The organism is Micromonospora halotolerans (genome assembly GCF_032108445.1).
Lineage (GTDB): Bacteria > Actinomycetota > Actinomycetes > Mycobacteriales > Micromonosporaceae > Micromonospora > Micromonospora halotolerans.
In genome coordinates this window covers 868,263-881,656 of record NZ_CP134876.1, presented here as the reverse complement: position 1 = coordinate 881,656, position 13,394 = coordinate 868,263, and the positions used below count along the sequence as shown (strand labels likewise).

Sequence of the window (13,394 nt, the reverse complement as noted above, 5' to 3'; positions counted from 1 at the left end):
GGAGGTGGGGGACGGGCGGGCCGGCAGCCGGACGTGCCGGGTCAGCAGGTGTCGGGGATGTCCAGCGAGCGGTCGGGGTCGTACAGGGAGTCGGCGTCCGGCGTGGGGGTGGCGACCGGCTTCCCGTCGCCCCCCTTGCCCAGGTCGAGGAGCCCCTTGTGGATGGCCGCGCAGTCGACGTTCGCGACGTATGAGCGAATGTCCGTGACCCAGAGACCGTTGTCCCGGGACCGGACGTCGTCCGGGTGGGGGACCTCCCAGACCAGGGTGTCGTGCACGACCACCACCCCGTCGCCGGGCACGACTCGCGGGCCTTGGAAGGCGTACGCCCAGACGAAGTTGGTGGTCACCCGGAGTACCCGGAAACCCTGCCCGTCCCGGGTCGCCCGGTAGGTGACCCGGCCCTGCACCCGGGGCTGGTCCGGCAGCAGCCGGGCACCGGGCGCGAGCCGGGTGGCCAGGCTGACGAACTCCGCGTCACTGAGTTCCTCGCGGACGTGCTGGCGGGCGTCCGGGGCGAACTGGCGCACCAGGCGCTCCCGGTCCTTCGCCGTCATGAAGGCGCGGTCGAGCCGGGCGGTCACCAGCGCGGTCCGGATCTTCGTGAGCGCGGCGGACACCTGCTTCGCGGTGAAGCCGCCGGTCGCCTTCGCCGCGGGCAGCGTGATCCCGGCCGCGCCCTCCGGGAAGGCGCTCGCGGGGGTGCCGTCGAAGGGGCCGGCGGACGGGGGCGGCGACGCCGAGGTGGTTGCCTCGATGCCGGCGGGCGGGCGCACCGTCGGGTACGCGCGAGGCGGGTCGGCCGGGCGCTGGACATAGCGGTATCCGGCCGCGCCGAGGTACGCGAGCAGCGCGAGCACCAGCACCGCGCCGACACCGAGGCGCAGGCCGCGGGCGTGCCGGCCGAGCCAGATGCGCAGCCGGGCGGCCGGGCCGAGCCGGATCTCCCGCTCCAGTTGGCGTACCCAGTCCGGGATCTCCTCGGGGCCGCCCCCGGAGGGGCGGCCGGGCCGCGGTGGCTCGGGGGTGAAGTCGTCGCTGCTCATCGTGCTTCCCGGACAGGAGGGGGGTGAGGGGCGCATGATCTTGACACCCGGCTCGATCGGGGCGGTATCCCCCGCAGGGCCGATCACCGCCGTCTGGCAGGCTTGGCCGTCGTGAGCGCAGACGGTCTGATCGTGGTCGACAAGCCCGGCGGCATGACGTCGCACGACGTGGTCGCCCGGATCCGGCGGCTGGCCCGGACCCGGCGGGTGGGGCACGGCGGCACGCTGGACCCGATGGCCACCGGCGTGCTGGTGATCGGCGTGGGCCGGGCCACCCGCCTGCTCACCTACGTGATCGGCGCCGGCAAGAGCTACACCGCGACCATCCGGCTCGGCCAGGCGACGGTCACCGACGACGCCGAGGGCGACGTGATCGCCACCACCCCGGCCGGCACGGTGACCGACGACGCGGTCCGCGCCGCGCTCGAGGCGCTCACCGGCGAGGTCGACCAGGTGCCCAGCGCGGTCAGCGCCATCAAGATCGACGGGCAGCGGGCGTACAAGCGGGTCCGCGAGGGGGAGAGCGTCGAGCTGCCGGCCCGCCGGGTGACCATCTCCCGGCTGGACGTGCTGGCGATCCGCCGGGACGCCCCGGACGTGGTGGACGTGGACGTGGACGTCACCTGCTCGTCCGGGACGTACATCCGGGCCATCGCCCGGGACGCGGGCCTGGCGCTCGGGGTCGGCGGCCATCTCACCGCGCTGCGCCGCACCGCGGTCGGCGGGTTCACCCTGGCCGAGGCGGCCACCCTCGACGCGCTGGAGCAGCGCGCGCCGGACGTGGTGAACCTGCCGCTGGACGCGGCCGCCGGCCGGTTCTTCCCGCGCCGGGACGCCACGCCCGAGGAGGCCAGGGTGCTCTCCCACGGCGGGCCGCTGGACCCGGCGGGCATCGCCGGGCCGTACGCGGTCTTCGGCCCGGGCGGCGGGTTGATCGCTATCGTCAGCGAGCGGGACGGCCGGGCCCGCGCGGAGATCGTGCTGGCCCCCGCCTGACGGCGCGGGCGGACAGGGGAGGAGCGGCATGCAGCGGTGGCGGGGGTACGAGGCGGCGCCCGGCGGCTGGGGACGTTCGGTGGTCACCATCGGCGTCTTCGACGGCGTGCACAAGGGCCACCAGGCCACCATCGGGCACGCCGTGGCGCGCGCCCGCGAGCTGGGCGTCAAGTCGGTGGTGGTGACCTTCGACCCGCACCCGGCCGAGGTGGTGCGCCCCGGCTCGCACCCGGCCGTGCTCACCGAGCCGGCCCGCAAGGCCGAGTTGATCGAGGCGCTCGGCGTCGACGTGCTCTGTGTGGTGCCGTTCACCCCGGAGTTCTCCCGGCTGCCGGCCGAGGCGTTCGTGCACGACGTCCTGGTCGAGCACCTGCACGCCGCGCTCGTGGTGGTCGGCGACAACTTCCGGTTCGGGCACCGCGCGGCCGGGGACGTGGCGCTGCTGGAGCGGCTGGGTCGCACCTTCGGCTTCGGGGTGGAGGGCGCCCCGCTGGTCGCCGAGGCGGGCACGGTGTTCTCCTCCACGTACATCCGCTCCTGCGTCGACGCGGGCGACGTGGCCGCGGCGGCCGCCGCGCTGGGCCGCCCGCACCGGGTCGAGGGCGTGGTGGTCCGTGGTGACCAGCGCGGGCGTGAGCTGGGCTACCCGACGGCCAACCTGCTGACCCACCGGTACGCGGCCATCCCCGCCGACGGGGTGTACGCGGCCCGGCTGGTCCGCCGGGGCGGGGAGCCACTCGCGGCGGCGGTCTCCATCGGCACCAACCCGACCTTCTCCGGCCGGGAGCGCCGGGTGGAGGCGTACGCGCTGGACTTCAGCGGCGACCTCTACGGCGAGCGGCTAGCCCTGGACTTCGTGGCGCACCTGCGGGAACAACGGAGGTACGACGCGATCGAGCCGTTGGTGGCCCAGATGGCCGAGGACGTGGAGCGGACCCGCCGGGCGGTCGGCTGAGCGCGCCGACCGGCCGCTTCGCGGCCCTTCACCGGGCGGTTCCCGGCCGGGCTGGTAGGCTGGCGGGGACGTCGGCTGACCGACGTGGGGCCTCGCGTGCCTGCACGACGCCGCGGGTGCGAGGAACCGGTCCGTTTCCCGGTCACTCCGACCGATCCGGACCTCATCTAACGTTCCACGAAACAGGGAGAACATGGCGCTCGACCAGGAAGCCAAGGCCAAGATCCGTGCGGAGTACGCGACCGCCGAGGGCGACACCGGTTCGCCGGAGGTGCAGGTCGCGGTCCTCACCAAGCGGATCGCCGAGCTCACCGAGCACCTGAAGGTGCACAAGCACGACCACCACAGCCGCCGCGGGCTGCTGCTGCTGGTCGGCCGTCGCCGCCGGCTGCTCAACTACGTCCAGAAGAAGGACATCAACCGCTACCGGTCGCTCATCGAGCGGCTCGGCCTGCGCCGATGACGTGACGGGGGAGTGGCCACGCGGCCGCTCCCCCGTTTCGGTACCACCAGAAGAACCCGGCCACACGACCGACCGAGAGGGAACCGGTCAGCGCACCGGTCTCCGGTAGTGGCCCCCGGGCACCCCGGCATCATGCCGGCCACCCGGGCGCTTCGATCGAAGACCGGCCGCCTGAGCAGTTCCCCGTGTCGTGAGCCGACGACGCGAAGGAGCACCACAGCACATGACCGAGACCAACCTCGGCACCGAATCCCGCACCGCTGTGATCGACAACGGGTCCTTCGGCACCCGCGAGATCACCTTCTCCACCGGCCGGCTGGCCCGTCAGGCCGCCGGCTCCGTCATCGCCCAGCTCGGCGAGACGGTCGTCCTCTCCGCCACCACCGCCGGCAAGCAGCCCCGGGAGCAGTTCGACTTCTTCCCGCTGACCGTCGACGTCGAGGAGCGGATGTACGCCGCGGGCCGGATCCCCGGCTCGTTCTTCCGCCGCGAGGGCCGGCCCAGCGAGGACGCCATCCTCACCTGCCGGCTGATCGACCGGCCGCTGCGCCCGTCGTTCGTCAAGGGCCTGCGCAACGAGGTCCAGGTCGTCGAGACCGTGCTGGCCCTCGACCCGCAGCACCCGTACGACGTGGTGGCCATCAACGCCGCCTCGATGTCGACCAAGCTCTCCGGCCTGCCGTTCTCCGGCCCGATCGGCGCGACCCGCGTCGCGCACGTCGACGGCCAGTGGGTCGCCTTCCCGACCCTGGAGGAGCTGGCCCGGGCCACCTTCGACATGGTCGTGGCCGGCCGGGCGCTGCCGGACGGCGACGTCGCGATCATGATGGTCGAGGCCGAGGCGACGCCGCACGCCGTGGCCCTGATCTCGGACGGCGCCACCGCGCCGACCGAGGAGATCGTGGCCAGCGGCCTGGAGGCCGCCAAGCCGGCGATCCGTGAGCTGTGCCGCGCGCAGAGCGAGCTGGCCGAGGTGGCCGCCAAGCCGGTCGCCGAGTTCCCGGTCTTCCTGGACTACTCCGACGATGCGTACGAGGCCGTGGCCGAGGTGGCCCGCGCCGAGGTCGCCGAGGCCCTCAAGATCGCCGGCAAGGCGGACCGCGAGGAGGCCCTGGACCGGGTGAAGGCCAAGGTCGCCGAGGAGCTCGGCGGCCGGTTCGAGGGCCGCGAGAAGGAGCTCTCCGCCGCCTTCCGGTCGCTGACCAAGTCCGAGGTCCGCAACCGGGTGCTGCGCGAGCAGGTCCGCATCGACGGCCGCGGCCCGCGGGACATCCGCCCGCTGACCGCCGAGGTCGGCGTGCTGCCGCGGGTGCACGGCTCGGCGCTGTTCGAGCGCGGCGAGACCCAGATCCTGGGCGTCACCACGCTGAACATGCTGCGCATGGAGCAGATGGTGGACACGCTGTCCCCCGAGAACCGCAAGCGCTACATGCACAACTACAACTTCCCGCCGTACTCGACCGGTGAGACCGGCCGGGTCGGCTCGCCGAAGCGGCGCGAGATCGGCCACGGCGCTCTCGCCGAGCGCGCGCTGATCCCGGTGCTGCCGTCGCGCGAGGAGTTCCCGTACGCCATCCGGCAGGTCTCCGAGGCGCTCGGCTCCAACGGCTCCACCTCGATGGGCTCGGTCTGCGCCTCGACGCTGGGCCTGCTCTCGGCCGGTGTGCCGCTGAAGGCGCCGGTCGCCGGCATCGCCATGGGCCTCATCTCCGACGAGGTGGACGGCAAGACCCAGTACGTGACGCTGACCGACATCCTCGGCGCCGAGGACGCGTTCGGTGACATGGACTTCAAGGTCGCCGGCACGCGGGAGTTCGTCACCGCGCTGCAGCTCGACACCAAGCTCGACGGCATCCCGTCGGACGTGCTGGCCGCCGCGCTGCAGCAGGCGTACGAGGCCCGGCAGACCATCCTCGACGTGATGCAGCGGGCCATCGAGGCGCCGGCCGAGATGTCGGACTACGCTCCGCGGGTCACCACCGTGAAGATCCCGGTCGACAAGATCGGCATGGTGATCGGCCCGAAGGGCCAGACCATCAACGCCATCCAGGACGAGACCGGCGCCGAGATCTCGATCGAGGACGACGGCACCATCTACGTCGGCGCGACCAACGGCCCGTCGGCCCAGGCCGCGGTCGAGCGGATCAACGCGATCGCCAACCCGACGCTGCCGAAGGTCGGCGACCGGTTCCTCGGCACCGTGGTGAAGACCGCCGCGTTCGGCGCCTTCATCTCGCTGCTCCCGGGCCGCGACGGCCTGCTGCACATCTCCAAGGTGGGCGACGGCAAGCGGGTCGAGAAGGTCGAGGACTTCCTCAACGTCGGCGACCGCGTCGAGGTCGAGATCGCCGACATCGACGCCCGCGGCAAGATCTACCTGGACAAGGTCCGCCCGGAGGGCGCCGAGGCGCCGGCCGCCGGCGAGGCCGCGGGTGAGGAGCGTCCGGCCGGCCGGGACCGCGGCGGCGACCGTGGCCCCCGGGACCGCGGCGACCGTGAGCGCGGTGGCGACCGCGGCGGCCGGGGCCCGGAGCGCGGCGAGGGCGGCGGCGAGGGCGGCGGCGACGGCCGTCCGCGGCGCCGCACCCGGCACAGCTGATCCACCGACCGGCCGGGTGACGCCCACGGCGTCACCCGGCCGGCTTCGTTCGTCATCACCGCACCACCCACCCCTCGTCGAACTGAGAGCAGGTTCCTCGTGAGTCGGACCCGGCGTTCGTCCTCCCCGGCGGCTCGACGGGGGGTCACGTCGCCCGGGGTCGCGCGCCCCGCGGGCGGAGCCGCCCGGGCGATCACCCGCACCCTCAGCGACGACCCGCTGGGCGGCACCGTCCGCCGCACCGTGCTCCCCAGCGGCCTGCGCGTGCTCACCGAGGCGATCCCGGCCATGCGCAGCGTCTCGTTCGGCATCTGGGTGGCGGTGGGCTCCCGCGACGAGACCGGGCCGCAGGCCGGCGCCGCGCACTTCCTGGAGCACCTGCTTTTCAAGGGCACCAACAAGCGCAGCGCGCTGGAGATCTCCTCGGAGATCGAGGCGGTGGGCGGCGAGACCAACGCCTTCACCACGAAGGAATACACCTGCTACTACGCCCGCGTGCTGGACGAGGACCTGCCGCTGGCCATCGACGTCATGTGTGACCTGGTGGCCGACTCGGTGCTGGCCGCGCCCGACGTGGAGACCGAACGCGGGGTGATCCTCGAAGAGATCGCCATGCACGACGACGAGCCCGGCGACGAGGTGCACGACCTGTTCGCCCGCGCCGTCTACGGCGACCACCCCCTCGGCCGGCTGATCTCCGGCACCGAGGAGACGGTCACGCCGATGACCCGGCGGCAGATCCAGAGCTTCTACCGCCGCCGCTACGCGGCGCCGCAGATCGTCATCGCCGCCGCCGGCAACCTCGATCACACCGCCGTGGTGAAGCTGGTCCGGCAGGCGCTGCGCGGCACCCCGCTGGACACCGACCCGGCCGCGCCGGCCGCGCACCGGCCGGCCACCCCGGCGGTACGCACCAAGCCGGCCGCCACCCTGGTCGAGCCGAAGGAGACCGAGCAGGCGCACGTCATCCTCGGCTGCCCCGGCATCGACCGCACCGACGAGCGGCGCTTCGCCCTCGGGGTGCTCAACAACGTGCTCGGCGGCGGCATGTCCAGCCGGCTGTTCCAGGAGATCCGCGAGCAGCGCGGCCTGGCCTACTCGGTCTACTCCTACGCCAGCCAGTACGCCGACAGCGGCCTGTTCGCCGTCTACGCCGGCTGCGCGCCGGGCAAGGTGGACGAGGTGCTGGACCTGACCCGCGCCGAACTCCAGCGGGTGGCCGCCACGGGGATCAGCGAGGCCGAGCTGGCCCGGGGCAAGGGGATGAGCAAGGGCTCCTTCGTCCTCGGCCTGGAGGACACCGGCTCCCGGATGAGCCGGCTGGCCAAGGGCGAGCTGCTCTACGGCAACCTCATGCCGGTCGACGAGCTGCTGGCCCGGGTCGACGCGGTGACGCTGGACGACGTGAACGGCCTCGCCGCCGACCTGCTCGCCCGGCCGATGTCCCTCGCCGTGGTGGGCCCGTTCGACGAGTCCGCCTTCGCCGCGCGCTGACCGTCCCGCTTGCCGGTCCGTCGGGGTGGCCGCGTCCCGATTGGGATAGGTTGTGCCCCGTGAGTGACGAGCAGGAGAAGACCCAGGTCGGCGTGCTGGGTGCCCACGGCCGGATGGGCATGGAGGTCTGCAAGGCCGTCGACGCGGCCGGCGACCTCGACCTGGTGGCCACCGTCGACCAGGGCGACGACCTGTCCGCCGCCTCCGGCGCCGACGTGGTCGTCGACTTCACCACCCCCGACGTCGTCATGGACAACCTGCGCTGGTGCATCGACCAGGGCATCCACGCGGTCGTCGGCACCACCGGCTTCACCGAGCAGCGCCTCGACCAGGTGCGCGGCTGGCTCGCCGGCAAGCCCGGCGTCGGCGTGGTGATCGCGCCCAACTTCGGCATCGGCGCGGTGCTCATGATGCAGTTCGCCGCCCGCGCGGCCCGGCACTTCGAGTCGGTCGAGATCATCGAGCAGCACCACCCCCGCAAGCTGGACGCCCCCAGCGGCACCGCCACCCACACGGCCCGGCTCGTCGCGCAGGCCCGCGCCGAGGCCGGTCTCGGCCCCACCCCCGACGCCACCAGGGACGAGGTGCCCGGCGCCCGCGGCGCCGACATCGACGGGGTACGCGTCCACGCCGTCCGCGCCACCGGTCTGGTCGCCCACCAGGAGGTGCTCTTCGGCACCACCGGCGAGACGCTGACCATCCGGCACGACTCGTACGACCGGGCCTCGTTCATGCCCGGCGTGCTGCTGGCGGTGCGCGAGGTGCGCCGCCGGCCGGGCCTCACCGTGGGCCTGGACGCCCTGCTCGACTGACCTCCCCGCACCCGCGGCCGGCCGTACCCCGGACGGCGGCCTCCCGCCCGGCGCGGGTGCGCAACGGCGATCAAGCGGCACGGCCCCGGCCGGGTGCACGCTGTGCACATGACCCAGACGGACGGACTCACCGGCCTCCTCGACTGGCTCCAGGAAGCCCTGGACGACCCGGAGACCGGGCCGGCGGATCTGGCCGCCCGGGCCCACCTGTCCCGGTTCCACTTCGACCGGTTGGTCGCCGCGGCCACCGGGGAACCGCCGGGCGCACTGCGCCGCCGCCTGCTCCTGGAGCGCGCCGCGCACCGGCTCATCACCAGCGACCGGACCGTCCTCGACATCGCCGTCGAGGCCGGGTACGGCTCGCACGAGGCGTTCACCCGCGCCTTCCAGCGGTCGTACGGCACCGCACCCACCCTGCTCCGACGCCGCCCGCCGCTGACCTTCCGCGAGCTGGAGCTGCCCTGCCCCAGCGGCGTCCACTTCCAACCGCCCGGCGGCCTGCGGCTGCCCGCGACACGTCAGGAGACTCCGATGAACGTCCTCCAGCACCTGGTCGACCACCACGTCCAGACCCTCACCGCGATCATCGAGCGCGCGGGCACCCTCGGCGACGAGGTGCTCGACCGGCCCGTCACCGTGTCCGTGGAGACCATCGACGAGCAGCCGACGCTCCGCTCGTTGATCAACGCCATGGTCACCCAGGAGGAGCACTGGCTGTCGGCGCTGCGCGGCGGCGAGTGGCCCGACGAGAGCGACCGGTCCGTGTCCGGGCTGGCCGCCCGGCACGCGGTCGCCGGCCGCGACTGGCGGGCCTTCGTGGCCCGGACGCTCGACGCCGGCACCCTGGCGGACACCTTCGTCGACACCACCTGCACGCCGCCGACCACCCACACCCTGGGCGGCACCATCGGCCACGTGATCACCTTCGCCGCCGTGCGCCGCACCCTGGCCATCGGCGCCCTGCACAGCGCCGGGATCACCGACCTGGGCGCCGGCGACCCCCGCCCGTACCTGGACGCCGCCGCGACCACCGCGGCCGGCTGACCCGCGCTGGCCGGCCCGGCTCGCCGAGGTGGCGGTGTCCGACACCGCCACCTCGGCGGTACCGGTGCCGATCAAGGCCGACGGTCGCCGTCGACGTGCCGGGTCGTCGGGCACGGCCCGGTGCGGTGGCTTCGGCTCCGGCGAAAGCGATGGCCCGGCGGGCGGGCCGGTCCTAGGCTGACCGTCATGATCGATTCCGGGCTGTGTGACCGCGTCGGCCGCCGGGTGACCCTGCGGCCGGTGGGCGACGACAACTGGCGGGCGGTGGCCGACGTCGCGCCCCGCGACGACCAGCGCACGTTCGTGCCGGCGCTGGCGGCCCGCTACCTGGTGCTGACCATGCGCTCGGACGTGTGGACCTCGCTCGCCGTGTGTGCGGACGAGACGGTGGTCGGGCACGTCATGTGGGGAGTGGACGACGACGGCTCCCGCTGGATCGGCGGCATGGTCATCGACGCCGGCGAGCAGGACCGGGGCATCGGTCGCGCCGCCGTGAAGACCCTCACCGACTGGCTCAGCAAGGCCGGACAACCGATCCGCCTCAGCTACCGCCCCGACAACACCGCCGCCGCCACCCTCTACGGCTCCCTGGGCTTCCACCCGACCGGCGCCATGGAGGACGACGAACTCATCGCCGAACTCACCCCGGCCTGACCCGCCGCGCCCGCCCCAACCCGTTGATCAAGAAGTTTGCGTCGTGGAGCAGCCGGTTCCCGACGCAAACTTCTTGATCAACTTGGGAGTCAGGCGGGGGAGTGGGTGGGGTTGGGGGCCGGGCGGGGGGTGGGGATGTGCAGGGAGTGGGGGAGGCCGGTGAGGGTGGGGTGGCCGGTGTGGTTGACCGTGATCTTGATCGGGGTGCCGGCGATTCGCAGGCCGTCCGCCGCGAGGGCGCCGAGTTCGGGGCCGGCCAGGGGGCGGAGGTCGACGCGGCCGGCGGGCACGTCGGGATAGAGGCCGAGCGCCGCCTGGAGGAGCAGCACGGCCGCCGCGGCCGACCAGGCCTGGGGGTGGCACGCCGCCGGGTACGGCACCGGCCGGCCGAGCGCCGCCCGGTCGTCCCCGCCGTACAGCTCGGGGAGGCGGTAGTCGAAGGCCTCGGCGGCCGCCAGCAGGCCGTCGGCGAGCCGGAGCGCCGGCGCGCGGTGGCCGTCCCGGGCCAGCCCACCGAGCACGACGGCCGTGTCGTGCGCCCAGATCGACCCGCAGTGGTACGACAGCGGGCTGAACCCGGCGTCGTCGGTGGACATGGTGCGCAGGCCGAAGCCGCCCGCGAGGGCCTCGGTCGAGAGCAGGGCGGCGACCTGCGCCGACTCGGCGTCCGAGAGCAGCCCGGTGCCGAGCAGGTGGCCGATGTTGCTGGTCAGCGAGTCCACCGGGCGCTTGTCCCGGTCGAGCGCCAGGGCGGGCTGTGGGCCGTGCGGGCCGTCGACCCAGAACGCGGCACGGAAGCGGGTGGCGAGCCGGTCGGCGTACCCGCGCCAGCGGTCGGCGCCGGGGCGGCCGAAGGCGTCGAGCAGGTCGGCCCCGTTCACGGCGGCCTGGTACGCGTACCCCTGCACCTCGGCCAGCACGATGGGCGGCGCGGCCAGCCGGCCGTCCCGGAAGCGCACCGCGTCGCCGGAGTCCTTCCAGCCCTGGTTGGCCAGGCCGTGGCCGGTGGTGTCGACGTACTCGATGAAGCCGTCGCCGTCGGCGTCGGCGTGCTCGCCGAGCCAGCCGAGCGCCGCCTCCAGGTGGGGGAGCAGCGGCTCGACCTGGTCGGCGGGGAGCCCCCAGCGCCAGGCGTCGTGCAGCAGCCCGACCCAGAGCATGGTCGCGTCGACCGTGCCGTAGTAGGCGGGCGGCAGCCGTAGCCCGCCGTCGGCCAGGGCGACCTCGTGCCGGCGCAGCTCGTGCAGGATCTTGCCGGGCGCCTCGCCGGTGGCCGGGTCGACCCGGGTGCCCTGCCGGCGGGCCAGCACGCGCAGCGTGCCGGCGGCCAGGTCGGTGCCGAGCGGCAGCATCATCCGGGCGGCCCAGAGACTGTCCCGGCCGAAGAGGGTGAGGAACCAGGGCACGCCGGCGCCGAGGAAGACGTCCTCCGGGTGGGCCGGCTCGGCCAGGCGCAGCGCGCGCAGGTCGGCCAGGGCGCGGTCGAGGAGCCGGACCAGGCGGCGGTCGTCGGCGCGTACGGCCGGCTCGGACCAGCCGGGGCCGGGCGGGGCGGCGGTCACCACCGCCTTCGGGTCGGTGACGGCCAGCCGCCAGCGCAGCGTCGCGGACTCGCCGGGGGCGAGCGTGACGGGCCAGCTCAGCCGGGGTGCGGTGGCCCGGTCACCGGCGGCGTCCACGGTGGCCGCCTCGCCGGTGACGGTCACGGTGAGCCCCTCGGCGGCCCACTGGACCCGGCCCGGCTCGCCGGCCTTCGCCTCCAGCGGCGCGCCGCTCCCGCCGGACTTGACCAGCTCGATGGGCGCGAGGTCGCAGCCGAGGTCGACGCTGACCGTGGTGTGGACCGGGTCGGCGGCGGTGGACGAGACGACGAGTTCCTCGGTGACGCCGTGCGGGCCGGCCTGCCGGGTGCGCTCGACCCGGACGGTCGGGTCGGGGGTGGGGTCGCCGAGCCAGCGGGCCAGGGCGACGAAGCGGGCGCCGTGCGGCCCCGCCGGCCCGCGGGTCAGCGCCTCCGGCTCCCGGTCGTCGAGGCGCAGCTCGGCGCGGGAGAGCACCCGGGCGTCGGCGTGGAAGACGCCCTGGACGCCGTGCGGCCGGATCTGACCCGCCGCGTCGCCCAGCGCGCTCGTGGGGGCGTGCACCACGCCGACCAGGTCGTGCAGCAGCGGTTGCAGGTGGCGTTCGGACAAGGGGAACTCCCGGTGCTGATCGGTGGGCCGGCGACGTCTTGACAGATGGCTCCGGCCGGTGCCACAGTGCGAAACATTCCAGAAACTTTGAACGATCTAATCCTGCCTCATCGGAGTTGGATCGTTCAAGGCGGCGAGAGGGATCAAGTGGCTGAAAAGGTGACCATCGCGACGGTGGCCCGGCATGCCCAGGTGAGCCGGCAGACGGTCTCCAACGTGCTCAACGCGCCGCACATCGTCCGCGAGGAGACCCGGCGGCGGGTGCAGGAGGCGATCAGCGCGCTCGGCTACCGGGCCAACCAGGCCGCCCGGCAGATGCGGACCGGCCGCTCCCGCCTCATCGCCGTCCGCATCGAGCCCACCCGCGACGGGATCAACGGCTCGGTGCTCGACCGCTTCCTGCACGGGCTCACCGAGACCGCCGACGCCGCCGGCTACCGGGTCATGCTCTACACGGCCCGCGACGACGACCAGGAGATCGCCACCTACGACGACCTGCTCGGCGCGTACGACCTGGACGCGTTCGTGCTCACCGGCACCAAGCACGGCGACCCGCGCACCGCGTGGCTGGCCGCGCGCGAGGTGCCGTTCGTGACCTTCGGCCGGCCGTGGGACGCCCTCGACGCGCACCCGTGGGTCGACGTGGACGGCGCCGCCGGCACCGCCCAGGTCACCCGGCACCTGCTCGACGCCGGCCACCACCGGATCGCCTTCCTCGGCTGGCCGGCCGGCTCCGGCGTCGGCGACGACCGGTGCGCCGGCTGGCGTACCACCATGGCGGCGGCCGGCCACGACGTGGCCGGCCTGCGCCGGGAGAGCGAGGACGGCATCGCCGAGGGCGAGCGGGAACTGCGGGACCTGCTCGCCCGCGACGTGCCGCCGACCGCGGTGGTCTGCGCCAGCGACTCGCTCGCCCTCGGCGCGCTCCAGGCCGCGCGCCACGCCGCCGCGCCGGTCGCCGTCGTCGGCTTCGACGACACCCCGGTGGCCGCCGCGGTCGGCCTGAGCAGCGTCAGCCAGCCGCTCGCCGCGGCCGCCGCCCGCTGCGTCGACCTGCTCACCGACCTGCTCGACGGCCAGCCCACCGATCACCATGTGCTGCTCACTCCCACGCTCGTGCTCCGGCAGACGGCGTGACC

At 74.3% G+C, this 13,394-nt stretch carries 11 protein-coding genes; 9 read left to right on the top strand and 2 right to left on the bottom strand.

The window, feature by feature from the left end; genetic code table 11:
- Positions 1–41: 41 nt before the first annotated feature.
- Positions 42–1,046, bottom strand: coding sequence for a hypothetical protein (locus RMN56_RS04010; RefSeq protein WP_313722492.1), 1,005 nt, complete (start codon positions 1,044–1,046; stop codon positions 42–44).
- Positions 1,047–1,157: 111 nt separating this feature from the next.
- Between RMN56_RS04010 and truB the strand changes: the two genes are divergently transcribed.
- From truB to RMN56_RS03970, 8 genes are all read left to right on the top strand, one after another.
- Positions 1,158–2,042 carry a tRNA pseudouridine(55) synthase TruB gene (gene truB / locus RMN56_RS04005; RefSeq protein WP_313722491.1) on the top strand — a complete coding sequence of 295 codons (885 nt, stop codon included), beginning with the start codon at positions 1,158–1,160 and terminating at the stop codon, positions 2,040–2,042.
- A gap of 28 nt (positions 2,043–2,070) precedes the next feature.
- Positions 2,071–2,997: a bifunctional riboflavin kinase/FAD synthetase gene (locus tag RMN56_RS04000; protein WP_262287275.1), complete on the top strand. Its 927-nt coding sequence runs from the start codon at positions 2,071–2,073 to the stop codon at positions 2,995–2,997.
- A 193-nt stretch (positions 2,998–3,190) separates the two neighbouring features.
- Positions 3,191–3,460: a 30S ribosomal protein S15 gene (gene rpsO / locus RMN56_RS03995; RefSeq protein WP_043962418.1), complete on the top strand. Its 270-nt coding sequence runs from the start codon at positions 3,191–3,193 to the stop codon at positions 3,458–3,460.
- Positions 3,461–3,683: 223 nt separating this feature from the next.
- On the top strand, positions 3,684–6,059 hold the full coding sequence (locus RMN56_RS03990) for a polyribonucleotide nucleotidyltransferase (protein ID WP_313722490.1): 2,376 nt from the start codon (positions 3,684–3,686) through the stop codon (positions 6,057–6,059).
- Between the two features lie 99 nt (positions 6,060–6,158).
- Positions 6,159–7,553, top strand: coding sequence for a M16 family metallopeptidase (locus RMN56_RS03985; RefSeq protein WP_313722489.1), 1,395 nt, complete (start codon positions 6,159–6,161; stop codon positions 7,551–7,553).
- A 59-nt stretch (positions 7,554–7,612) separates the two neighbouring features.
- Positions 7,613–8,365, top strand: a complete 753-nt coding sequence (gene dapB / locus RMN56_RS03980) for a 4-hydroxy-tetrahydrodipicolinate reductase (RefSeq protein ID WP_313722488.1) — start codon at positions 7,613–7,615, stop codon at positions 8,363–8,365.
- Positions 8,366–8,473: 108 nt separating this feature from the next.
- Entirely contained in the window at positions 8,474–9,409 is a 936-nt protein-coding gene (locus tag RMN56_RS03975) for a helix-turn-helix domain-containing protein (RefSeq protein WP_313722487.1), read from the top strand.
- A gap of 186 nt (positions 9,410–9,595) precedes the next feature.
- Complete coding sequence (locus tag RMN56_RS03970; RefSeq protein WP_313722486.1) at positions 9,596–10,063, top strand: GNAT family N-acetyltransferase; 468 nt, start codon at positions 9,596–9,598, stop codon at positions 10,061–10,063.
- An 89-nt stretch (positions 10,064–10,152) separates the two neighbouring features.
- On the opposite strand, the gene RMN56_RS03965 is transcribed toward RMN56_RS03970, so the two are convergent.
- Complete coding sequence (locus RMN56_RS03965) at positions 10,153–12,255, bottom strand: amylo-alpha-1,6-glucosidase (RefSeq protein ID WP_313722485.1); 2,103 nt, start codon at positions 12,253–12,255, stop codon at positions 10,153–10,155.
- A gap of 159 nt (positions 12,256–12,414) precedes the next feature.
- On the opposite strand from RMN56_RS03965, the gene RMN56_RS03960 reads away from it, so the two are divergent.
- Positions 12,415–13,392: a LacI family DNA-binding transcriptional regulator gene (locus RMN56_RS03960; protein WP_313722484.1), complete on the top strand. Its 978-nt coding sequence runs from the start codon at positions 12,415–12,417 to the stop codon at positions 13,390–13,392.
- The last annotated feature ends 2 nt before the right edge of the window (positions 13,393–13,394 follow it).